19 protein-coding genes are annotated in these 21,963 nt (G+C 66.3%); 7 read left to right on the top strand and 12 right to left on the bottom strand.

Annotated features, from left to right (window positions below):
* The first annotated feature begins 63 nt into the window (after positions 1-63).
* Complete coding sequence (locus IHE47_RS17245) at positions 64-741, top strand: response regulator transcription factor (RefSeq protein WP_192108139.1); 678 nt, start codon at positions 64-66, stop codon at positions 739-741.
* Between the two features lie 125 nt (positions 742-866).
* Here IHE47_RS17245 and IHE47_RS17240 read toward each other — a convergent pair whose 3' ends face one another.
* Positions 867-4,382, bottom strand: a complete 3,516-nt coding sequence (locus tag IHE47_RS17240; RefSeq protein ID WP_192108370.1) for a PAS domain-containing hybrid sensor histidine kinase/response regulator — start codon at positions 4,380-4,382, stop codon at positions 867-869.
* A 95-nt stretch (positions 4,383-4,477) separates the two neighbouring features.
* On the opposite strand from IHE47_RS17240, the gene IHE47_RS17235 reads away from it, so the two are divergent.
* Both IHE47_RS17235 and IHE47_RS17230 read left to right on the top strand, forming a co-directional pair.
* Positions 4,478-5,095, top strand: coding sequence for a 4'-phosphopantetheinyl transferase superfamily protein (locus IHE47_RS17235; RefSeq protein WP_343227503.1), 618 nt, complete (start codon positions 4,478-4,480; stop codon positions 5,093-5,095).
* Positions 5,096-5,138: 43 nt separating this feature from the next.
* Positions 5,139-5,882, top strand: coding sequence for a pyridoxine 5'-phosphate synthase (locus IHE47_RS17230; RefSeq protein ID WP_192108136.1), 744 nt, complete (start codon positions 5,139-5,141; stop codon positions 5,880-5,882).
* Positions 5,883-6,053: 171 nt separating this feature from the next.
* On the opposite strand, the gene IHE47_RS17225 is transcribed toward IHE47_RS17230, so the two are convergent.
* The 9 genes from IHE47_RS17225 to dnaA form a co-directional block, all read right to left on the bottom strand.
* Positions 6,054-6,473, bottom strand: a complete 420-nt coding sequence (locus tag IHE47_RS17225; protein ID WP_192108135.1) for a biopolymer transporter ExbD — start codon at positions 6,471-6,473, stop codon at positions 6,054-6,056.
* 6 nt (positions 6,474-6,479) lie between these two features.
* Complete coding sequence (locus tag IHE47_RS17220) at positions 6,480-6,908, bottom strand: biopolymer transporter ExbD (protein ID WP_192108133.1); 429 nt, start codon at positions 6,906-6,908, stop codon at positions 6,480-6,482.
* Between the two features lie 11 nt (positions 6,909-6,919).
* Positions 6,920-7,672, bottom strand: a complete 753-nt coding sequence (locus tag IHE47_RS17215) for a MotA/TolQ/ExbB proton channel family protein (RefSeq protein WP_192108131.1) — start codon at positions 7,670-7,672, stop codon at positions 6,920-6,922.
* Positions 7,673-7,726: 54 nt separating this feature from the next.
* Entirely contained in the window at positions 7,727-8,389 is a 663-nt protein-coding gene (locus IHE47_RS17210) for an energy transducer TonB (protein WP_192108129.1), read from the bottom strand.
* A gap of 197 nt (positions 8,390-8,586) precedes the next feature.
* The gene (locus IHE47_RS17205; RefSeq protein ID WP_225562041.1) at positions 8,587-9,867 is read right to left on the bottom strand and encodes a tetratricopeptide repeat protein; all 1,281 of its coding nucleotides are present in this window, start codon (positions 9,865-9,867) and stop codon (positions 8,587-8,589) included.
* Positions 9,868-10,083: 216 nt separating this feature from the next.
* Entirely contained in the window at positions 10,084-12,507 is a 2,424-nt protein-coding gene (gene gyrB / locus IHE47_RS17200) for a DNA topoisomerase (ATP-hydrolyzing) subunit B (RefSeq protein WP_192108127.1), read from the bottom strand.
* 72 nt (positions 12,508-12,579) lie between these two features.
* Entirely contained in the window at positions 12,580-13,659 is a 1,080-nt protein-coding gene (recF, locus tag IHE47_RS17195) for a DNA replication/repair protein RecF (RefSeq protein WP_192108125.1), read from the bottom strand.
* Positions 13,660-13,748: 89 nt separating this feature from the next.
* Entirely contained in the window at positions 13,749-14,849 is a 1,101-nt protein-coding gene (gene dnaN / locus IHE47_RS17190) for a DNA polymerase III subunit beta (protein WP_192108123.1), read from the bottom strand.
* Positions 14,850-15,101: 252 nt separating this feature from the next.
* On the bottom strand, positions 15,102-16,439 hold the full coding sequence (dnaA, locus tag IHE47_RS17185; protein ID WP_192108121.1) for a chromosomal replication initiator protein DnaA: 1,338 nt from the start codon (positions 16,437-16,439) through the stop codon (positions 15,102-15,104).
* Between the two features lie 221 nt (positions 16,440-16,660).
* On the opposite strand from dnaA, the gene rpmH reads away from it, so the two are divergent.
* The 4 genes from rpmH (at position 16,661) to mnmE (ending at position 20,446) form a co-directional block, all read left to right on the top strand.
* Positions 16,661-16,795 carry a 50S ribosomal protein L34 gene (gene rpmH, locus IHE47_RS17180; RefSeq protein WP_007809828.1) on the top strand — a complete coding sequence of 45 codons (135 nt, stop codon included), beginning with the start codon at positions 16,661-16,663 and terminating at the stop codon, positions 16,793-16,795.
* 14 nt (positions 16,796-16,809) lie between these two features.
* Positions 16,810-17,202: a ribonuclease P protein component gene (gene rnpA / locus IHE47_RS17175; protein ID WP_192108119.1), complete on the top strand. Its 393-nt coding sequence runs from the start codon at positions 16,810-16,812 to the stop codon at positions 17,200-17,202.
* Positions 17,203-17,294: 92 nt separating this feature from the next.
* On the top strand, positions 17,295-18,980 hold the full coding sequence (gene yidC, locus IHE47_RS17170) for a membrane protein insertase YidC (protein ID WP_192108118.1): 1,686 nt from the start codon (positions 17,295-17,297) through the stop codon (positions 18,978-18,980).
* 122 nt (positions 18,981-19,102) lie between these two features.
* A complete protein-coding gene (gene mnmE, locus IHE47_RS17165) occupies positions 19,103-20,446 on the top strand; it encodes a tRNA uridine-5-carboxymethylaminomethyl(34) synthesis GTPase MnmE (protein WP_192108116.1) in 1,344 nt (447 codons plus the stop codon).
* Here mnmE and pnuC read toward each other — a convergent pair.
* On the bottom strand, positions 20,389-21,003 hold the full coding sequence (gene pnuC / locus IHE47_RS17160; RefSeq protein WP_192108114.1) for a nicotinamide riboside transporter PnuC: 615 nt from the start codon (positions 21,001-21,003) through the stop codon (positions 20,389-20,391). The genes mnmE and pnuC overlap by 58 nt on opposite strands.
* A complete protein-coding gene (gene rbsK, locus IHE47_RS17155) occupies positions 21,000-21,905 on the bottom strand; it encodes a ribokinase (RefSeq protein WP_192108112.1) in 906 nt (301 codons plus the stop codon). The genes pnuC and rbsK overlap by 4 nt, the downstream gene beginning before the upstream one ends.
* Positions 21,906-21,963 lie beyond the last annotated feature (58 nt).

Here is a 21,963-nt window from a genome sequence, read left to right as displayed (position 1 = left end):
ATGGCGGGATTCGGCAGAGCCGGCTTTTCCGAATCCCGAATCCCGCCATCCCGAATCCCGTCCATGACAGACATCCTGATCGCCGACGACCACCCGCTGTTCCGCGACGCCCTGCAGCGCGCGGTGCTCGCCGCGCTGCCGCGGGCGCAGGTACGCAGCGCCGAAAGCGTGCACGGCCTGTACTCGCTGATCGAGCAATACCCCGACGCCGACCTGCTGCTGCTCGACCTGCACATGCCCGGTGCACGCGGCTACTCCGCGCTGGCGCACATCCGCGGGCAATACCCCGGCCTGCCGATCATCGTGGTATCCGGCCACGAGGAGGCGCAGGTCGCGCGCCGCGCGCTCGCCCACGGCGCCGCCGCCTACATCCCCAAATCCACGGCGGGCGACGAGATCGTCCACGCCATCCGCGCCGTGCTCGACGGCGACGTGTGGCTGCCACCCCAGCTCGTCGGCGGCAGTGCCGAACTGCAGCCCGACGAAGCGGATATCGCGGCCCGCATCGCCACGCTCACTCCGCAGCAGTTCCGCGTGCTCACCATGATCGCCGAAGGCCTGCTCAACAAGCAGATCGCCTGGGAACTCGGTGTCTCCGAAGCGACGGTGAAGGCGCACATGACGGCCATCATGCGCAAGCTGGGCGTCAACAACCGCACGCAGGTCGCCCTCGCCGCCAGCCATCTCGCCGTGGAACCGGGCGCGACGCAGCCATTGCTGGTGGACGAGGAAGGCGAGTGAACCTGTATCCGGCTTGCCCGACGGCAGCGGCCGCACCTTGATGCTCTCCTGCACGGCCGGGTGCCCGCTGGCGTGACCCCGGCCAGGTGTCGCGCCAGGCCGTTCATCCAGGCGCGGTGACCACGCTATTCGCCGCTGCGTAGCGCGCGCTCCAGCGTCCATGCTTCCCTTTCCTGCTTCCTGACCAGCGCCGTCAACAGCGCCCGCAACGCCGCGGGCCTTACCGGCTTGTGCAGCAATGGATAGCCCAGCGCCCGCGCGCGCTGCTTGAGTTCGCTGCTGCCGTCGGCAGTGATGAGGGCGGCCGGGGGCAGCGTGCCGCACTCGGCGCGCAGTTGTTGCAGGGCCTGCAGGCCATCGGTGTCGTCGGCGAGATGGTAGTCGGCAAGGATGAGATCCACCGGGCCGCGCTGCAGCTCGGCGCTGGCGGCGGCCACGTCGCGGGCGGTGCGGCAATCCACGCCCCAGCGGCTCAGCAGGATGCGCATGCCGTCGAGGATGGCTGCGTCGTCGTCGAGGCACAACACGGTGAGCGGCAGTTGCTCGTCGCTGGCGCCAGTGGAGCGGCGCACGCCTTGCCGGCGTCCGGGCGCGGCGGCGATGGCCCACGGCACGATCACCGCGAAGCAACTGCCGTGGCCGGGTCGCGAGCGCAGGTCGAGCCGATGGTCGAGCATCGTCGCGATGCGGTCGCAGATCGACAGGCCAAGGCCAAGGCCTTTCTCGCCCCAGGGCGAGGGCTGCTCCAGCCGCTGGAACTCGCCGAAGATGCGCGCGCTCTGCTCGGCAGGAATGCCGGGGCCGCTGTCCCACACCTCGATGCGCACCATGCCGCCGACGCGGCGGGCGCCCAGCAGCACGCCGCCGTGGCGGGTATAGCGCAATGCGTTGGAAAGGAAGTTCTGCAGCACGCGGCGCAGCAGTTGCGGGTCGCTGCGCACGGCGAGCCGGGTGGGCGCCACGCGCAGACGCAAGCCGCGCTGTTCCGCCAGCGCGGCGAACTGGTTCTGCAGCGAATGGAACAGCTCGGCCAGTGCGAAGTCGGCAATCTCCGGCCGGTACGTGCCGGTGTCGAGTCGCGAGGTGTCGAGCAAGGCATCGAGCAAGTCCTCGGCGGCGCGGAAGGCGGCATCGATGCGTTCGGCCAGCTGGCGCGATTCCGCATCCAGCTGCGGTTGCTGACGCAACGCGGAGGTGAACAGGCGCGCGGCGTTGAGCGGTTGCAGCAGGTCGTGGCTGGCGGCGGCGAGGAAGCGCGTCTTCGATGCATTGGCGGCTTCGGCGGTGCGCTGCGCCTGTGCGGTGGCGGCCAGTGCCTCGCTCAGCTCGGCGGTGCGCTGGTCCACGCGCTGTTCCAGCGTCTCGTTCGCCTCGATCAGCGCCTGCTCGGCGCGCTTGTACGCGGTGACGTCGGTGTAGGTGGTGACGTAGCCGCCAGGCAGGGCACGTCCGCGCATTTCGATGGTGCTGCCGTCGGCGCGCACGCGCTGGAACACGTGCGGCGTGCCGGCGCGCAGGTGGGCGATGCGTTTCGCCACGTGGCCGCCCACCTCGCCGGGACCGCACTCGCCATGCTCGGCGTTCCAGCGGATCAGGTCGGCCACCGGCACGCCCACGTAGACCATGCCGTCGGGGTAACCGAACAGCTCCAGGTAACGCCGGTTCCACGCCACCAGGCGCATGCCGGCATCGACCACGCTGATGCCCTGCGAGACGTTTTCCAGCGTCGAGGAAAGCAGCTCGCGGTTGAAGCGCAGTTCCTGCGAGGCCTCGTCCATCAGCGCCATCGCCTCGGCGATGTCCAGGCCCGAGCCGGAGAGCATGCCCATCAGGATGCGCCGCGCGCTGGCCGCGCCCATCGCACCGGCAAGCAGGCGCTCGGTGTACTGGATCAATGCGCGATCGGCCGCTTCGCCGGGCTGCAGCGGATGGCCGCGGCGCTGTTCGTATTCGGCGAAGGCACGTTCGGTGCCGCGCTGGCCCACGATGCGCGCGGCGATGGTCCGCAGGTCGGCCACCGCCACGCGGCCACGCCAGTCCCCCGCGCCATCGCGGCTGGCCGCATGCGGGGCGACGAACAGGGCGGCGTGCAGGCGCTCTTCCAGATTCGGTCGCCAACGCAGGGAAACGAAGACCAGGCTGGCCACGTTGGCCAGCAGCGACCACAAGGTGCCGTACAGCAGCGGATCATCGCTGCCCAGACGGAACAGCATAAGCGGATGCCATCCGCCCCAGCCGGGTTGGCCGTCCAGCCGCCAGCCGTTTGCATGCTGCATCGCCGGCAACAGCAGGATCCAGGCCCATACCGCGAAACCGGCGACCAGGCCGGTGGCCACACCACGCCGGCTGGCACCGCGCCAGTACAGCGCCGCCACGATGGCCGGCGCCAGTTGCGCCACGGCGGCGAAGGCGAGCAGGCCGGTGGCGGCGAGGTTCTCCGCATCGGCCACCGTGCGGTAGTAGCCATAGGCCAGCGCCACCAGCACCACGATCGCCACGCGGCGCACGCGCAGCACCAGCCGCGACACGTCGTCCAGGTGCTCCAGTTGCAGCCGGCGCACGCGCAGCAGCGCCGGCATCACCAGGTCGTTGCTTATCATGGTGGACAGCGCCACCGCCGACACGATCACCATGCCGGTGGCGGCCGAGAAGCCACCGACGAAAGCCAGCATCGCCATGCCGTGGCTGCCCAGCGCCAGCGGCAGGTTGAGCACCCACGCATCGGCCATCCCGTCGCGCACCGCGGGCAACGCCATGCCGGCCGCCACGATGGGCAGCACCGCGAGGCTGATGACCAGCATGTAGAGCGGAAACATCCAGCGCGCGCGATGGAGGTCGCGCGGGTCCTCGCACTCCACCACGCCGATCTGGAACTGGCGCGGCAGGCAGAACATGGCCAGCAGCGCCAGCAACGTCTGCATGAGATAACTCGCCGACAACAGGTTCTCGCCCGGATGCCGCGGCAGCAGCTTCGCGCTGGCCAACAGACCCGGGCCGTGATGCAGGGCGAACAGCGCCAGCGCCACGAACGTGACCAGCTTGATGAGCGACTCCAGGGCAATCGCCAGCATCATGCCGTGATGGTGCTCGGTGGCGTCGATGCTGCGCGTGCCGAACAGGATGGCGAACGCGGCGAGCAAGCCGGCGCACCACAGCGCAGGATCCGTCATGACCGGCCCGGGCACGCCGGGTGCGCTGCCGCCCAGCACCGCGAACGACATCGCCACCGCCTTCAGCTGCAATGCGATGTACGGCAGCACCGCCACCACCGCGATCACCGCCACCAGCGCGGCCAACCCGTGCGACTTGCCGAAGCGCGCACCGATGAAGTCAGCGATCGAGGTGATGTTGCGCTGCTGCGCCACTTCCACCAGGCGGCGCAGCAGGCCGAAACCGAACACGAACAGCAGCACCGGACCGAGGTAGATCGGCAGGTAACCCGGGCCATGGCGTGCCGCCGTGCCCACCGCGCCGTAGAACGTCCACGACGAGCAGTACACCGCCAGCGCCAGCGCATAGACGATGGGCCGCAGTCGCGGCTGGCGCGGGTACAGCGGTCGCCGGTCGCCCAGCCATGCCACGCTGTACAGCAGGCCCACGTACAGCAGCGCGACGAGCAGCAGCAGCCAGCCTGCGATCAAGCGCACCCCCATTCTTCGACGATGCGAACCGCCGGCTTGTGCGCGACGGTGCGTGTCCGCCAGCATGCACGCATGCCATCGGCGGATTCCCAGCGGTGAAATTAGCAGAGCCCCTGCAGGCTGACGAGGTTCACGTCTGGCGCCTGTGCCGGCCCGCGGACAGCGGGCGCGGCCCGCTGCAGGCCTTGCTCGCCCGCTACCTCGGCATCGATGCGGCTGACGTCCGGCTGGTGGAAGGTGGACACGGCCGCCCCGCGCTGGACGCATGCCACGGCGATACGCTGGACTTCAACTGGTCGCACAGTGGCGAACAGGCCCTGGTCGCGCTGGCGCAGGGGATCACCCTCGGCATCGACCTGGAGCGGCAGCGCAGGCGTGCCAATGCGCTGGGCATCGCGCGGCGGTTCTTCACCCGGGGGGAAGCGGACTGGCTGGCTACGCTGGACGAGGAAGCACGATCCACGGCTTTCCTCGCGCTCTGGACGGCGCGCGAAGCCGTGCTGAAGGCGCTGGGCCATGGCCTCGCGTTCGGACTGGACCGGCTGTCGTTCGACTACGGCGCGGAAGGTCTCGTGCTGCGGCAACTCGACGGCGACGACCCTGTCCTGTGGCAATTGCACAGCCTGGACTGCGGCGACGACGTACTTGCCGCCCTGGCTTGGCGCGGTGCGCCACGCCGCATCCGCACGTTCATGCTTGCCGACGGCGACTGATCACGGCAGTGTTGTATCCCTTTCTTCACGACAGGTCGCCGGCATGACCCTGCTCAGCGTCAACCTCAACAAGATCGCCGTGCTGCGCAACTCGCGCGGCGGCGGCGAGCCCGACATCTGCCGCGCTGCGCAGACCTGCATCGAGAACGGCTGCGGTGGCATCACCGTGCATCCGCGGCCGGACATGCGCCATGTCCGGCCCGGCGACGTGCGCGCGCTGGCCGCGATGCTGCGCGGCCGCGTGGAATACAACATCGAAGGCAACCCGTTCGCCGCGCCACGCGGCGATTACCCGGGCCTGATCGAGCTGGCGCGTGAAGTGCGCCCCACGCAGGTGACCCTGGTTCCCGACAGCGACGGGCAGATCACCTCCGACCACGGCTTCGACCTCGCGCGCGACCTGGAACGGCTGCGCCCGCTGGTGGACGAGCTCAAGGCCATCGATTGCCGCGTCAGCCTGTTCGTGGACGCTGGCCCGCAAGACTTCGCGGCGGCCAGGGCGATCGGCGTGCAGCGCATCGAGATCTATACCGGCCCCTACGCCGAGGCCTTCGCCGAGGGCGAACCCGACGCCGTGCTCGCGGCTTGCACCGCCACCGCACGCATGGCGCAACAGGCGGGTCTCGCGGTGAACGCGGGCCACGACCTCAGCCAGGCGAACCTTGGCACGTTCAAGGCTGCGATCCCGGGACTGGCCGAGGTGTCGATCGGCCATGCGCTGATCGGCGAAGCACTGTACGAAGGGCTGGCCACCACGGTGCGTAACTACCTGCAGATCCTGAGATAGGGACGCATCCTGTGTGCGGCGGCAGCTCGACATGGCGCCGTCGCGTACTGCGTACTCAAGCGGGAGGTGCCATCGCGGGCGCCACATCCGCATCCAGATGTCGCTCCCCAAAAACGCAAACCCCCGCACCAGGCGGGGGTTTGCGCGGGTAACGCTTTCAGATTCGCCGATTCACTGGCCGTTGCTGTCGGTGAACCCGATCTTGACCAGGTTGTACTGCTTGGCATCGGCCAGCACGGTAGCGACGTACTGGTAGGCGACGGCATCAGCGGCCTTGATCTGGATTTCCGGCTGCTTGTCCTGTGCCTGCTGGGCGATCACCGCGAACTGCGCCTTGAGGCCCAGTTCGTCGACCGGCGTACCGTTCCAGGACAGGGAACCCGACTGGTCGATACTGAGGTTGACCGGCTCCGGCGGGTTCAGGTTGGTCGGCGGATTCGGATTCGGCTGCGGCAGATCGATCTTGATCTTCAGCAGCGGAATCGGTGCCGTCACCATGAAGATGATCAGCAGCACCAGCATCACGTCGATCAGCGGCGTGATGTTGATGTCGGCCATCGGGCCGCCCGAGCTATTGGTGGAGAAAGCCATGACTCGTTACTCCTTGCCCGGCGTAGGCGCCGTGGTCATGAAGCCGACGTGCACCATGCCCATGCTCTTGGCATCGCTGATGGACTTGAACACCGTCTTCCACTCGATGCCCTTGTCGGCGCGGATCTGCAGTTCCGGCTGCGGCGTTTTCTGCGCTTCCACCGCCAACTGGGACTTCAGCTCCGCTTCGCTGACCGGATGATCCTGGAAATACAGCGAGCCGTCTTCCTTGATGGCCAGATCCAGCGGCGGCACGTCATACTTCGTTTCGTCGCTCTTGGGAGCCGCAACCGGCACCGTGATCGTGACCGGATGCGACATCAGCGGTGCCGTGATCATGAAGATGATCAGCAGCACCAACATCACGTCCGCAAGCGGCGTGACGTTGATCTCCGAAACCGGACCGCCGGTATTGCCTCCGACGCTCATTGCCATGGGTCAAACCCTCACTTGCCTTCGACGCGCGAACCGGTCGCGAAGAAATCGTGCAGGTCGTGCGCGAATTCGTCGAAACGGGCGAAGATGATGCGGTTCGAGCGGTTGAAGAAGTTGAAGGCGAGCAGCGCGGGGATGGCGGCGCCCAGACCGATGGCGGTCATGATCAGCGCTTCACCCACCGGGCCGGCCACGGCGGTCATCGAGGCGTTGCCGCTGGCGGCGATGCCGGTCAGTGCGCCATAGATACCCATCACGGTACCGAGCAGGCCGACGAACGGAGCCGACGAACCCACGGTGGCGAGCAGGGTCTGGCCACCTTCGAGGCGCAGGCTTTCGCGAGCCACGGCCTGGCGCAGGGCGCGGTCGACGAACTCGGAGCGGGTCAGCGATTCAGCCAGGCCGCCCTTGTTGGCCTGCTGGTGGTGGGCCACCGCCGAGGCAGCGTCCAGGGCGATCTTCGAGAACGGTTCGCCCTTGGGCTGGGCTTCCAGCTCACGGATCGCATCCTGGGTGGAGGCGTTGTTCCAGAAGCCGTTGATCACCTTGTCAGCGCGGCCGCGCACCATCGAGTTGCGGATGGCATTGGCGATGATGAAGTACCACGACAGGAAGGACATCACCACGAGGGTGATGAACACAACCCAGCCCACCCAATTGAAGTGGGTCACGAGGTTGGCGAAGCCCATCTGCTTCATGGCTTCGGCGTTGGAGTTACCGGCCACCTGGGCGGCATCGGTCGTTGCAGGAGTCTGTAGGAACATAACGCTACCCTTGGGAAGTCAAGCGTGAACTGTGGGTGGTGACAGTAACGGGGATTACAGTTGATTGAGGTTGAAGGTGACTGGGACGCGTGCGTAACCCTCCACCTTCTGGCCGTTCTTGACCTCGGGATTGAAACGCCACTTCTGCGCCGTTTCGATCGCTGCGCGATCAAGCTCGTGGTATCCGCTGGACTTGTCGACCTTGATGTCCTTCGGCGAACCGTCGATGCCAACCAAGATCAGCAGGATCACCGTGCCCTCGTGCCGCTGGCGGATGGCCTGTGGCGGATAGCGCGGCGTGATTCGGCTGTTGTAGCTGAGATCCGAACCAGCAGAGATGTCGGCCGGCGGGGCCGGCGGAGCCGGGGGTGCCGGGGGCGCAGCAGGTGTCGCGTTCTGCGATACCTCTGCCACCGGCGGCGGCGGCTCCGGCGGCGGCGGATTCGGCGGCGGAACCACCTGCTTGATGATTTTCGGTGGCGGTTGCTTCGGCGGCTCCGGCGGCGGCGGCGGCGGCGGCGGCGGCGGCGGCGGCGGCTCGATGAAGTTCACCTGCACGATCTGCTCTTTCTTTTCGTGCTTCTGCCCCTGAGGCGCCAAGGGCGCGAGCAGGATCAGAAACGCGAAGGCGTGCAGACCAATGGCAAATGCCAACGCAAAGGTTCGTTTCCAACTGAACCCTTCTTCGCGTTCTGTATCTTCGGTACTAGAGGCCATCTGTCACTATCTGGAGCTGGGACGGAGAAAGCGTCGCCGCAGGCTCGGTATGTTCCGTCTGGCATATGGACGAAACGCACCGCTGGGGTTACGCAGGGAAGGTTTCAACGGTACAACAGCATCTGGCTTTTGTATAGCGCTGGCAGGACGCGCAGATGGACGTCCATCTGTCACACCTTACGACTTTGGTCTGGCTATCACTTGCCGGACTTTTGCAGCCAATCCTGGGCCTTGGCCGCGGTCTCCGGATCCTGTGCGGCCTGCTTCATCGCAGCGACCGCTCCGGCCTTGTCCTTGAGCTGGCGATCCGACTCGGCAAGCATCATGTAGGCGCGGCCCTTGTGCTTGACGCCCTTGGCGATGGCCTGGGTGAGGACCTTGCGCGCGTCGGAGAACTTCTGTTCCTGGAAGTAGGCACCGCCCAGCGACATGTCCACTTCACCGTCGGTGGCCAGCGGCGAACCCTTCTCGTAATAGCCGATGGCCTTGGCGTCGTCCTCGCCGATCATGGCGGCGTCGCCGGCCAGCTTGTAGTTGTCCGCACTGGGCTTGATCGCACCCTTGGCCACGCCGTCGTCGAACGCAGCCAGCGCCTTGGCGCTGCCGCTCTTGGTATCGCCGCCGTTCTGCGCCTGCAGCAGGTAGGCCTTGACCAGGTTGATCCAGTCACCCTCGTCCTTCAGCGCGCCATTCGCGCGACCCTGCTCCAGCACCTTGATCGCATCGGCGTAATCCTGCTGCTGCAGCAGGACGGCACTGGCGTTGTGCAGCATGCCGCTGTCGCTGGGGTTCTTTTCGTACTCCGCCTGCGCCATCTTGGCTGCATCGGCGCCCTGGCCGGACTCGGCGTAGCTGGCCATCAGGATCTGGTTCCAGGAATCCTGCGGCTTGTCGGTGAGTGTCTTGGCCTTCTGGATGGCAGCGATCGCATCCGGGTACTTCTCGAGACGGTAGTCGTCCATGCCGGCCAGGCCATAGGAATCGGCCGTTTCGCGCTTGCCCTCGGCGCGCCACTTGGCAATGGTGTCCAGCGAGGCCTGGTACTGCTGGTCGGCGGCGTACATCTGGGCCAGCTCGAACATCAGCTGGAAGTAGGTGTCGTTCGGCATCACGCCGTTGTCGATGGATTTCTGCAGCAGCGGGATTGCGCCCTTGATGTCGCCGGCGTTGTAGGCCACGTTGGCCAGGCCCTGCAGTGCAATCGCCTGCGCGTACTTGCTCTTGCTGCCGTCGACGATGGGCTGGAGGAGCTGCTGGGCCTTGGCCTTGTCGCCGCTGTTCACCGCATCCAGGCCTTCGTTGAGCGCCTTCTGTTCCTTCTCGCTGGTCAGGTCGAGCTTCGGTTCCGCACGCGTGGCATTCGGGTAAAGCGACGGCTGCTTGTCTTTCGACGCACTCGCCGCATGGGCGGGACTGGCGGCAAAGGTGAATGCCAGCGCGGTGCCGGCCAGCATCGTGAACAAGGGCGTGTGCTTCATGACGATCCTCGGTGTGTCCGGAGTTTTTACGCTATGCATCTTGCGCAGGGGATCGTGGAGACTACCCTGACCAATGTGTGAATGACAAGCTGCAGCGCGACAATAAAATCCATTCCAAATCAATGATTTGGCGAGGCACTTCCATACGTTGGCGAATCGTCGCGCGGCACGGGCGATTTGGGTCGGCGCGGTTCAACGAACCGCGCCGACGGGATCTCAGATATCGAGGTTGGCCACCTTGAGTGCGTTCGCTTCGATGAAGTCACGGCGCGGCTCGACGGCTTCACCCATCAGCATGGAGAACATCTGGTCGGCAGCGAAGGCATCCTCGATGCCCACCTGCAGCATGCGGCGGGTTTCCGGGTTCACCGTGGTCTCCCACAGCTGCTCCGGGTTCATTTCGCCCAGGCCCTTGAAGCGCTGGATGGTGCGACCCTTCTTGGCTTCGTCCAGTAGCCAGCTGCGCACGTCGGCGAAACGCGCAACGCCACGCGAGGCGTTGCCGCGACGAACCACTGCCTCGGCCTGGATCAAGCCGGCCAGTTGCTGGCTCACGTGCAGGATGGGACGGAATTCGGCGCCGGCGAAGAACGGTTGCGGCAGCAGCAGGGTATGGCTGAGTCCGTGTTGTTCGCGCACCACTTCGATCGCTGCCGGATGATCATCCTGTGCAGGGCGCAACGAAAGCTTGTAGCGCGGCTTGCCCAGCCCGCTGGCGGCGAGGCGGGTAGCGATGCCATCCAACCAGGCCTGCATGGCGGCCGCATCGGCCCACAGTTCCGGCGTGATCGGCGTGTGTTCCAGCAGCGCGGAAAGTACGCTGGTGTCGAAACGGTGGCCGAGGCGCTCGATCTGGTCCAGCGCTGCCTGGTAGTCGCGCAGCAGCTTCTCCAGCACCGTGCCGATGATCGCGGGCGCGACTGGATCGGCCACCAGTTCGGCGTTGTCCACCGCGCTGGAGATCAGGTAGGCGTTGAGCGCTGCGTCGTCCTTCAGGTACAGCTCCTGCTTGCCCTGCTTGAGCTTGTATAGCGGCGGCAGGCCGATGTAGACGTGGCCACGCTCGATCAGCTCGGGCATCTGGCGGTAGAAGAAGGTCAGCAGCAGGGTGCGGATGTGCGAACCGTCCACGTCCGCGTCGGTCATGATGATGATGTGGTGGTAGCGCAGCTTGTCCGGGTTGTAGTCCTCCTTGCCGATGCCGGTGCCGAGCGCAGTGATCAGCGTACCGACTTCGGCGGAGGACAGCATCTTGTCGAAGCGCGCCTTCTCCACGTTGAGGATCTTGCCCTTCAGCGGCAGCACGGCCTGGGTCTTGCGGTTGCGGCCCTGCTTGGCCGAGCCGCCGGCGGAGTCACCCTCGACCAGGAACAGTTCGCACAGCGCGGGATCCTTCTCTTGGCAGTCGGCCAGCTTGCCTGGCAGGCCGGCGATGTCCAGCGCGCCCTTGCGGCGGGTCATCTCGCGCGCCTTGCGGGCGGCCTCGCGGGCGCGCGCGGCGTCCACCACCTTGGAGGCGATGGCCCTGGCCTCATTGGGATGTTCCAGCAGGAACTCGCTGAGCTTTTCGTAGACCGCCTGCTCCACCACCGTCTTCACTTCGGAGGAGACCAGCTTGTCCTTGGTCTGCGAGGAGAACTGCGGGCCGGGCACCTTCACCGAGAGCACGGCGATCATGCCTTCGCGCATGTCGTCGCCGGAGAGTGCGACCTTGGCGTTCTTGGCCAGCCCCTCCTTCTCGATGTAGCCGGTGAGCGCGCGGGTAAGCGCCACGCGGAAACCGGTGAGGTGGGTGCCGCCGTCGCGCTGCGGGATGTTGTTGGTGAAGCAGAACATCGTCTCGTTGTACGAGTCGGTCCACTGCATCGCCACCTCCACGCTGATCTTGTCCTGCTGGGCGTACAGGCTGATCACGTTCGGATGCAGCGACGTCTTGAGCTGGGCCAGGTGCTGCACGAAGGAACGGATGCCGCCTTCGTACACGTAGGTGTCGTGCCGCCCTTCCCCGCGCTCGTCGCGCAACTCGATACGGACGCCGGAATTGAGGAAGGCCAGTTCGCGCAGGCGCCGGGCCAGCACGTCGTAGTGGAACTCGGTCAGCTTGAAGATCTGCGGGCTGGGCAGGAAGCGCACGGTGGTGCCGCGCTTGTCCGAAGTCCCCACTTCCTTCAACGGGTACTGCGGCTCGCCCAGCACGTATTCCTGCTGGTATTCGTGCCCGTCACGGCAAATGCTGAGCCACAGGTGGTCGCTGAGCGCATTCACCACCGACACACCCACGCCGTGCAGGCCGCCCGAGATCTTGTCGTCATCGAACTTGCCCCCGGCGTGCAGCACGGTCATCACCACCTCGGCGGTGGAGCGACCCTCTTCCGGATGCGTGTCCACCGGAATGCCGCGGCCGTTGTCGGTGACGCTGACCGAGCCATCCTCGAGGATGGTCACGGTCACGTGGTCGCAGAAGCCTGCCAGCGCTTCGTCGATGGAGTTGTCCACCACCTCGAACACCATGTGGTGCAGGCCCGTGCCGTCACCCACGTCGCCGATGTACATGCCGGGGCGCTTGCGGACCGCTTCCAGGCCCTTCAGCACCTTGATGTTGCTGGAGTCGTACTGCGAATCGTTGGTGGGTTCGTTCATGCGGCTACCGGTTCCTGTGCCTGCGCAGGCGTGGATGGCAGGCAAGCTGCCGTCCCTGCGGGGAATTGTCGATTATAGCAGGGGTGTCAGTTGCCCCTGTTCCACGTGGAACATGCGATGCGGCAACCCGCGCAAGGGTTCGGGCAAGCCGGTGCCGCTGACCAGCACCTGCGCTCCGCTATCGACGAGTTGGCCGATCACGGCTGTTTGATGCGCCTCGTCCAGCTCGGAGGCGAGATCGTCGAGGCAGATGATGGGCGAGTCGCCATGTTGGTCGGCATAGAGTCGTGCCTGCGCCAGCATGCAACCCAGGGCCGCGAGCTTTTCCTGGCCACGGGAAAGATGTTCGCGCTGCGGGGCATGCTCGAAGGCCAGCGACCAATCCGCGCGATGTGCGCCCAGGCTGGTATGGCCGCGGGCGAGATCCCTGCCCCGCTGTGCTTCCAGCTGTTCGCGAAGGTCCTTTTCCTCGGCCCAGCCTCGTCGGTAACGCAGCTCCGGCCCGCCGAGCTCGGGCAGCAAGGCGGTCAAGCAGGTCTGCAGGTGGGGCCGCAAGCGGTCAAGGTATTCGCAGCGCTGGTCATCCAGCCAATCCGCAAGCGTGGCCAGTTCGGTTTCCCATGGGGCATACAGCGGTGAACCAGGCTCGTTTCCCGCACGCAGCAAGCTGTTGCGTTGCTTCAAGGCACGTTGATAGCGGCGCCACGCATCCAGGAACGCATGTTCCACGTGGAACACGCCCCAATCGAGGTAGCGTCGCCGTTCTTCGGCCGCTCCGGCAATCAAGGCATGCGAGCCGGGTTCGAAGCAGGCCACCGCGCATTCGGCGATCAGTTCACCCAGACTGACGTTCTCTCCTTCCAACCGGGCTTCCCAGCGTGAGGCCTCTCGACCCAGTCCCAGCCGCATCACACGGTCTCCCGACTGGCGCAGTTCGGCGAAGACCGCCAGACGCACGGCACCGCGCGCCAGCAATGCCTCGCGCGCCCCGCTTCGGAAGGAACGGGCATGCGACAACAGGAAAACCGCTTCCAACACGCTGGTCTTGCCCGCCCCGTTGGCGCCCACGAAGACATTGATGCCGGGCGCCAACGCCAAGTCGACTTCCCGCAGGCAACGCAGGTTCTGGATACGCAGGCGATCCAGCCTCATGCCGACGACTGCCCAAAGCAAGAACGCCGGAGCGTCTGGCGACGGCTCCGGCGTTGCTTGAGGTCACGGTGTTTGCCGAGGGGCATCTGTCAGAGGCGCAAGGGCATGATGACGTGGCGAGCCTGCTCGCTGTCGTGTTCCTGCACCAGACAGCTGGACTGCGCGTCACGCAGGCTCAGTCGGGCCTGCTCGCCACGCAGTGCGGAAAGCGCATCCAGCAGATAGCCCACGTTGAAGCCCACCGCGAGGTCGGAGACATGGGTCTCGGCTTCCACCTCTTCCACAGCTTCTTCCTGCTCGGGGTTATGCGCCACGATGCGCAGCTTGCCCGGCGACAGCTCCAGCTTCACGCCACGGTATTTCTCGTTGGAAAGGATCGCCGCACGTTGCAGGGCACCGCGCAGCACTTCGCGATCCAGCGTGGCGGTCTTGTCGGCGCCCAGCGGGATCACTGCCTCGTAGTCGGGAAAACGACCGTCGATCAGCTTGGACGTGAAGGTGACGCCGCCGCGGCGCACGCGCAGGTGGTTGCGACCAAACTCCAGTTCCACCGTACCTTCGCCCGGCTCCAGCAGGCCGATCAGCTCGTTCACGCCCTTGCGCGGGATGATGATCTGCCGGCGTGCCTTCACCGAGGTGGTCAGGCTGGTTTCCTTCATGGCGAGGCGATGGCCATCGGTCGCCACGCAACGCAGGCTGTGTTCCTGCAGGTCCAGCAGCATGCCGTTCAAGTAATAGCGCACGTCCTGGTTCGCCATGGCGAACGCGGTGCGTTCCATCAGGTCGCGCAGGGCTTCTTCCGGCAAGCTGACCTTCTCCACCAGTTCGATCGAATCGATGGTAGGAAATTCGCTGGCAGGCAGGGTCGTCAGCGTGAAACGGCTGCGTCCGGCATTCAGGGCAACCCGGTCGCCGTTGAGCTTGAGCTCGACGTTGGCGCCATCCGGCAGTGCGCGCACGATATCGAAGAACTTGCGTGCAGGAATGGTGATTTCGCCTTCGACCAGCTTGTCAGCCGACGAGGTGGCGATCATCTCCACCTCCAGGTCGGTGCCGGTCAACGACAGTTGGCCATCGGCGACTTTCACCAGCAGGTTGGCCAGTACCGGCAGAGTCTGGCGGCGTTCCACCACGCCCACGACCTGCTGCAGTGGCTTGAGCAGAGCTTCTCGTTGGATGCTGAATTGCATGACGGCGCGACCCCTATGCCTGCTGTTCTGTCTTTAAAAGAAAGTTGGTTGTTGCTGTAGACGGCGTGGATAACTTTTTTCCGTCATTTATTCGTTTTGAATCAATTGCTTGGCTGATATCTTGGGTGTGCGGAAAGCAGTGCCTTCAACGTGGGCGATTTGTGGATAACTTTGCAGCCTCGTCCATCCACGCATTATCCACAGCTTCCCACCCAGCTTATCAAGAACTTGTGCTTCAGCCTGCGGAAAAACTCAACCGGTAAGGATACGGATCAGCTGCTCCCAATCTTGCCGCATGCGGGCATCGCCCTCGCACAGCTTCTTGATCGTGCGGCAGGCGTGCAGGACGGTGGTGTGGTCGCGTCCACCGAAAGCCTCGCCGATCTCGGGCAGGCTGTGGTCGGTCAGTTCCTTGGAGAGTGCCATCGCGATCTGCCGCGGCCGCGCCAGCGAACGCACGCGGCGTGTGGAGAGCAGGTCCTGCAGACGGATGTTGAAGTACTCGGCCACCATCTTCTGGATGTTCGGCACCGTCACCGCCTGCGCATGGGTGGCCAGCAGGTCGCGCAGCGTCTCTTCGGCGAAGTCCGTGGTGATCGGCTTGCCGTAGAAGTTCGCGCGCGCCGCCAGCGTGTTGAGTGCACCCTCGAGGTCACGCACGTTGGAGCGGATGCGTTTGGCCAGCAGCATCGCCACGTGCTCGTCCACCGCCACGCCCTTGTCCTGCGCCTTGGAAAGCAGGATCGCCGCGCGCGTCTCGAAATCCGGCGGCTCGATCGCCACGGAAAGGCCCCAGCCCAGGCGCGACTTCAGGCGCGGCTCCAGCTTGTCCACTTCCTTGGGGTAGCGGTCGCAGGTGAGGATGATCTGCTGCTTGGATTCGAACAGCGCGTTGAAGGTGTGGAAGAACTCTTCCTGGGTGGTGTCCTTGCCGGCGAAGAACTGGATGTCGTCGATCAGCAGCGCATCCACCGAGCGGAAACGCAGCTTGAACTGGTCCATGCTCTTGGTGCGCAGCGCTTCGATCATCGCGCCCACGAACTGTTCCGAGCGCAGGTACAGCACCTTGCAGGCCGGGTTGTTTTGCCGCATCAGGTTGCCTGCGGCGTGCATCAGGTGGGTCTTGCCGAGGCCGGTGCCGCCGTACAGCAGCAGCGGGTTGTAGGCGCGCCCCGGGTTCTGCGCCACCTGCATCGCGGCGGCCTTGCCCAGCTGGTTGGACTTGCCTTCCACGAAGGTCTCGAAGGTGTAGTGCGGATCGAGGTTGTGGTTGAAGGCCGGTGCCGGCGCCGGTTCGGCCACCGCGCTGGCAGCCGCGGGCTTGGCGGCCGGCTGCTTGGCCTGGTGCGGTACGCTGGAACCGACATCCAGCCGTACCGGCAAAGCGCGGCCGGCCAGTTGGGCCAGCAGGGTGCTGATCTGCGGCAGGTAGCGCTCGCGTACCGTTTCCAGGGTGTAGGAGTTGGGGGCGAAGAGCGCCAGTCCGGTCTCGTCCTCGCGGGCCTGCAACGGCATCAGCCAGGTGTGCAGATCCTCGGCGCTCAACTCGCCTTCCAGACGCCCAAGGCAGCGCCGCCACAACTCACTCATGAAGTCTCTCGTCCACAGGCTTGGGGCGCTTGCGCGCGGGGTGGATCGACAAGTCTAGCAGCAGGCTCGGGCGCGTCATCCCCAAACCATCCACATAGGCGCCCACAAGCTGCGGTACGACATCGGATTGGGGCTGGAACGCCTTGATTTGACAGCACGCTGCAGTGCAATGCATACTTTGCGGCCTTTTTCCCAACATTCATTCCCTTCGGAGCCTCGCCATGAAGCGGACCTTCCAGCCCAGCAAGCTCAAGCGCGCCCGTACCCACGGCTTCCGTGCCCGCATGGCCACCGCCGACGGTCGCAAAGTCATCAACGCCCGCCGCGCCAAGGGCCGCAAGCGCCTGATCCCGTAATCGGCGCGACCGCCATGCGCCCTGCCGGCTTGCCGCGCGAACTGCGGTTGCGTGTGGCCGGCGACTTCGCAGCGTTGCGCACCAGCAGCGGCCGCCTCGGTGGCCGCTGTTTTCATTTGCGCTATCGGCCGAACGGCCTGGCGCATGCGCGGCTGGGCCTGGCGATTTCCAAGCGGGCGTCCAAGCTCGCGGTGGAACGCAACCGCCTGAAGCGCCTGCTGCGCGAATCGTTCCGCCGCGTGCGCGACCAGTTGCCGCCGGTCGACGTGGTGGTGATGGCGCGCGACCAGGCCGTGCAGTTGTCCGGCGTGGAGCTGCTGGCCGAGGCCGACGCGCTGTGGCGCCGCCTCGCCGCGGTCCGGCTGGAACCGGTCGAGCCGGCATCCGATGTCATCCCACGCCATTGATGCCGGCCGAGGCCGCCGCCACAATCGTGCGTTGACCTTCCCTCTTCCCCTGTGGCCGCGTGCCGCGTGGCATCGTCCGGATCCGTGAGCCGATGAACCAAACACGCAACTTCCTCCTGTTCGCCCTGCTTGCCGTGGGCTACTTCCTGTTCATGGCCTGGGAGAAGGACTACATGGCGCCGCCGCCGGCCCCGGTTGCCGCCGCCAGCACGACAGAAGCACCGGGCGCACAGCCCGGCACCGCGCCAAGCGTCAGCAATGCCACCGCCGGCAGCGGGCCTTCGTCGCTGATCACCGTCACCACCGACGTGTTGCAGCTCACCATCGATACGCGCGGCGGCAGCATCGTGCGTTCCGAGTTGCTGGCTTACCCGGAGACGCCGCGCACGAAGAAGGACCCCGACCCCGCGTCGGTCACCCTGCTCGACAACAGCGATGCGCACTACTTCGTGGCGCAGAACGGCCTGGTCAGCAGCAGCGATGCCGATGCGGCCGACCAGCCCAACCACCTCGCCGTGTTCCAGGGCGTGCAGGCCGACTACAAGCTTGCCGCGGGCCAGAACGAACTGGACGTGCCGTTGACCTGGCAGGACGCCAAGGGCCTCAAGGTCACCAAGACCTACCATTTCGCCCGCGGCAGCTACGTGGTCGCGCTCGACCAGAAAATCGACAACGCCGGCAGCACGCCGTGGCAGGGCAACGCCTATACCCAGTTGCTGCGCGCCGAACCGCCGCATGACGGCAACTGGCTGACCACCATGTCCAACCCGGTGGCACGCAGCTTCCAGGGCGCGGCCTGGTACACCGGCGAGAAGTTCGAGAAGCTGCCGTTCAAGGATTTCGCCGAACCCAAGGACAAGCTGGACGCGTCGTTCAAGGGGGGCTGGGCCGCGATGCTGCGCTTGTACTTCTTCGCCGCGTGGATCCCGCCGGCCGACGAAGTCGCCGGCTACTCCACCGACACGGTGAACCCGGGCAGCGCCCACCCGCGCTACCTCATCCGCGCCATCGGTCCCACGATCAACGTGGCGCCGGGGCAGAGCGCGGATGCGAAGGCGCGCCTCTACGTCGGCCCCAACCTGCAGGGCCAGCTGGATGCGGTGGCGCCGGGGCTGGACCTCACCATCGACTACGGCATGTTCAAGGCCATCGCCGTGCCGATGCACGGCATCCTGTCGTTCCTGCATTCCATCGTGAAGAACTGGGGCCTGGCGATCATCCTGCTGGTGCTGCTGATCAAGGGCGCCACCTGGAAGCTCACCGCGATGCAGTACCACTCCAGCGCCAAGATGCGGAAGCTGCAACCGCGCATCCAGGCCCTGAAGGAGCGCTACGGCGACGACAAGGCGAAGCTGCAGCAGGCGCAGATGGAGCTGTACAAGAAGGAGAAGGTGAACCCGATGGCCGGCTGCCTGCCGGTGCTCATCACCATGCCGGTGTTCTTCGCCCTGCTCTACGTGCTGGAGTATTCGCTGGAACTGCGCCAGGCCTCGTTCCTGTGGATTCCCGACCTCAGCGCGCACGACCCGCTCTACATCCTGCCCGTGATCTACGCGGCGGTGATGCTGGGCACGCAGTGGCTCAACCCGGTCGCGGCGGGCATGGACCCGGCGCAGGCCAAGATGATGAAGGTGATGCCGCTGATCTTCTCGGTGCTGTTCGCCTTCTACCCCGCGGGCCTGTGCCTCTACTACGCGGTGAACGGCCTTGTCGGCCTTGGCCAGCAGTGGTGGATCACCCATCACGTGGAACGCGAGGAAGCGGCGGCCAAGGGGTAATGAGTGATTCTTGCGATCGTCCCTGATCGCGAAGATCAAACGGGCGGCCATCCTTGGCCGCACTTCTCGATAAAGCGGCCGCAGCGAACACCGTTGCGGCCGTCTTCGTTTACGCTCCTCGCATGAACCCATCCACCGACACCATCGCCGCCATCGCCAGCGCACCGGGTGCTGCCGGCGTGGGCGTGCTGCGCGTGTCGGGGCCGCTGGTGCCGGCGATTGCGCAAGCCTTGCTTGGTCGTGCGCCACGGCCGCGCCATGCACACTTCGCCACCTTCGATGATGCGCGGGGCGAGCCCATCGACCACGGCCTGCTGCTGCACTTCCCTGCCCCCGCCTCCTACACCGGCGAGCACGTGCTGGAACTGCAGGGCCACGGCAGCCAGGTGCTGCTCGATGCGCTGCTGCGCCGCGTCTGCGAACTCGGTGCGCGGCTGGCGCGCCCCGGTGAATTCACCGAGCGCGCCTTCCTTAACGGCAAGCTCGACCTCGCCCAGGCCGAAGCCGTGGCCGACCTGATCGCGGCACGTTCGCAGGCCGGTGCACGCGCCGCGCTGCGTTCGATGGAAGGCGTATTTTCGCGCAAGGTCGAAGCCTTGCTGCAGGCGCTGATCGCGTTGCGCGTGCACATCGAAGCCGCCATCGATTTCCCCGAGGAAGAAATCGACTTCCTCGCCGATCCCGCCATCGCGCAGCAACTCGACGCGCTGCGCACGCAACTGGCCAAACTGCTGCGCGAAGCGCAACGCGGCCTGCGCCTCAACGACGGCCTGCGCGTGGCCATCGTGGGCCGCCCCAACGCCGGCAAGTCCAGCCTGCTCAACGCGCTGGCCGGCAGCGACCGCGCCATCGTCACCGCCATCGCCGGTACCACCCGCGACGTGCTGCGCGAGAGCGTGGCGCTCGACGGCGTGGCGCTGGAACTCGCCGACACCGCCGGCCTGCGCGACACCGACGACGAAGTCGAGCGCGAAGGCGTGCGCCGCGCGCACGGCGAACTCACGCGCGCCGACGCCGCGCTGCTGGTCACCGATGCCGAGCACGCCGAAGCCGACCTCGCCCTGTTCGCACACCTGTCCGCCGGCGCCGAACGCGTGGTGCTGGTCAACAAGATCGACCTCGCCCACGCCGCGCCGCACGCGGAAACTCGCGACGGCATCCGCTGGCTGTGGGCCTCCGCGAAAACCGGCGAAGGCCTCGCCGCGTTGCGCGAACACCTCAAGCAACTCGCCGGCAGCGGCAGTGGCGAAGGCGCGTTCAGCGCGCGCCGCCGCCACGTGCTCGCACTGGAAGCGGTGCGCGAACACCTCGCCCACACCACCCACGCCCTCGCCAGCACCCGTGCCGGCGAACTTGCCGCCGAAGAACTGCGCCAGGCCCAGCAGGCGCTGGGCGAAATCACCGGCGACTACACCAGCGACGACCTGCTCGGCGCGATCTTCGGGTCGTTCTGCATCGGCAAGTGAGCCGCGGCGTCGCGCAGCCGAACCCAATGCCGCCACGACACCAGTGCATTGATCCAGTACACCGCATATAGCGCCGAGGTGAGGTACAGGCCGCGACTGGCGTACAGCGGCACGGCGATGGTGTTGACCAGCAGCCAGAATGGCCAGTTCTGCACGTGGCGGCGCATCATCAGCAGTTGCGCCACGATGCTGAAGGCGAGCACGGTGGAGTCGAGGAAGGGCGAGTAGGCATTGGTGAAGCGGCGCAGCAGCAGGCCGTAGCAGATGGCGCCGATCGCGCCGGACAGCAGTTGCAGCCACAGCTTGCGCACAGGCAGGTCGGTGACCGGGAGTTCCTCGCCGTGGCTGCCGTGCAGCCACTGCCACCAGCCCACGATGCTGGTGATCACGAAGAAGGCCTGCAATACGGTGTCGGCGTACAGGCGGCTGTCCAGGAACACGAAGGCGAACAGGCCGCAGCCGACGATGCCGGTCCACCAGGTGTGCACGCTGTTGCGCCCGGCGAGGATGATGGAGGCGCCGGCGAGCAGGTTGGCTGCGATTTCCAGCGGGCTCATGGGCGGGATCGATCGGCGAGGAAGGCGTCCAGCTCGGGCTGCCACGGCATGCCGCCCTGCGCGCCCAGCCTGGTCACCGACAGCGCGGCGGCGGCGCAGGCCTTGCGCACGGCCGCGGGCAAGCCTTCGTGCAGGAACACCGCAAGTGCGCCGTTGAAGGTGTCGCCGGCGCCGGTGGTGTCGATCGCGTCCACGGCGAAGCCCGGTTGCTGCGCGGGTTCGGGCTGCGCGTGGTCGCGGTACCACGCGCCTTCGCCGCCGCGGGTGAGCACCACAGGGCACGGCGCGCGGCGCATCAATTCGCGGAAATCCGTGTGCGCGTCTTCACCGAGCGCGGTGGCGAGTTCGTGCTGGTTCGGGGTGAGGTAGCTCGCGAGCCCGAGCCATTCGGCAGGCAGCTTCTGCGCGGGTGCGGGGTTGAGGATTACCGGCACGGCCAGCGCGCGACCGAGGCGCAGCGTGGCTTCGACGGCATCCAGCGGGATTTCGAGTTGCACCAGCACGGCATCGGCACGCGCGATGGTTTCGCGTGCGGCTTCCACCTGCGCCGGCGTGACGCGCGCGTTGGCGGCGGGCACCACGATGATCTGGTTCTCGCTTGCGGCCACGGTGATCGACGCGCTGCCGCTGCCTTCATCGTCGAGCCGGGCGACATGGGCGAGGTCGATGCCTTCACTCGCCAGCCCCGCATGCAACTGGTCACCGAACGCATCGCGACCGAGCGCGCCGACCATGCTCACGCTGGCGCCAAGGCGCGCCGCGGCCACCGCCTGGTTCGCTCCCTTGCCGCCGTGCGCAGTGAGGAAACGGCTGCCGAGCAGGGTCTCGCCGGGGCCGGGAAAGCGCGGCGCCAGCGTGACCAGATCCATGTTGATGCTGCCGACGACGACGATGCGGCTCATGCGGGTTTCCGTGGCGATGGAAGCCGCAGGGTAAACGGTGCCGCACCCGTTGTGGCAA

Source organism: Rhodanobacter sp. DHB23, assembly GCF_014842975.1.
GTDB lineage: Bacteria > Pseudomonadota > Gammaproteobacteria > Xanthomonadales > Rhodanobacteraceae > Rhodanobacter_A.
The sequence above is the reverse complement of the archived record's forward strand: the minus strand, read 5'-3'. Positions and strand labels throughout refer to the sequence as shown.

Coding starts and splice junctions, on each gene's coding strand:
- IHE47_RS17245 (WP_192108139.1), top strand. CDS start 64: ATGACAGACATCCTGATCGCCGACGACCACCCGCTGTTCCGCGACGCC.
- IHE47_RS17230 (WP_192108136.1), top strand. CDS start 5,139: ATGACCCTGCTCAGCGTCAACCTCAACAAGATCGCCGTGCTGCGCAAC.
- IHE47_RS17225 (WP_192108135.1), bottom strand. CDS start 6,473: ATGGCTTTCTCCACCAATAGCTCGGGCGGCCCGATGGCCGACATCAAC.
- IHE47_RS17220 (WP_192108133.1), bottom strand. CDS start 6,908: ATGGCAATGAGCGTCGGAGGCAATACCGGCGGTCCGGTTTCGGAGATC.
- IHE47_RS17215 (WP_192108131.1), bottom strand. CDS start 7,672: ATGTTCCTACAGACTCCTGCAACGACCGATGCCGCCCAGGTGGCCGGT.
- IHE47_RS17210 (WP_192108129.1), bottom strand. CDS start 8,389: ATGGCCTCTAGTACCGAAGATACAGAACGCGAAGAAGGGTTCAGTTGG.
- IHE47_RS17205 (WP_225562041.1), bottom strand. CDS start 9,867: ATGAAGCACACGCCCTTGTTCACGATGCTGGCCGGCACCGCGCTGGCA.
- gyrB (WP_192108127.1), bottom strand. CDS start 12,507: ATGAACGAACCCACCAACGATTCGCAGTACGACTCCAGCAACATCAAG.
- recF (WP_192108125.1), bottom strand. CDS start 13,659: ATGAGGCTGGATCGCCTGCGTATCCAGAACCTGCGTTGCCTGCGGGAA.
- dnaN (WP_192108123.1), bottom strand. CDS start 14,849: ATGCAATTCAGCATCCAACGAGAAGCTCTGCTCAAGCCACTGCAGCAG.
- dnaA (WP_192108121.1), bottom strand. CDS start 16,439: ATGAGTGAGTTGTGGCGGCGCTGCCTTGGGCGTCTGGAAGGCGAGTTG.
- rpmH (WP_007809828.1), top strand. CDS start 16,661: ATGAAGCGGACCTTCCAGCCCAGCAAGCTCAAGCGCGCCCGTACCCAC.
- rnpA (WP_192108119.1), top strand. CDS start 16,810: ATGCGCCCTGCCGGCTTGCCGCGCGAACTGCGGTTGCGTGTGGCCGGC.
- yidC (WP_192108118.1), top strand. CDS start 17,295: ATGAACCAAACACGCAACTTCCTCCTGTTCGCCCTGCTTGCCGTGGGC.
- mnmE (WP_192108116.1), top strand. CDS start 19,103: ATGAACCCATCCACCGACACCATCGCCGCCATCGCCAGCGCACCGGGT.
- pnuC (WP_192108114.1), bottom strand. CDS start 21,003: ATGAGCCCGCTGGAAATCGCAGCCAACCTGCTCGCCGGCGCCTCCATC.
- rbsK (WP_192108112.1), bottom strand. CDS start 21,905: ATGAGCCGCATCGTCGTCGTCGGCAGCATCAACATGGATCTGGTCACG.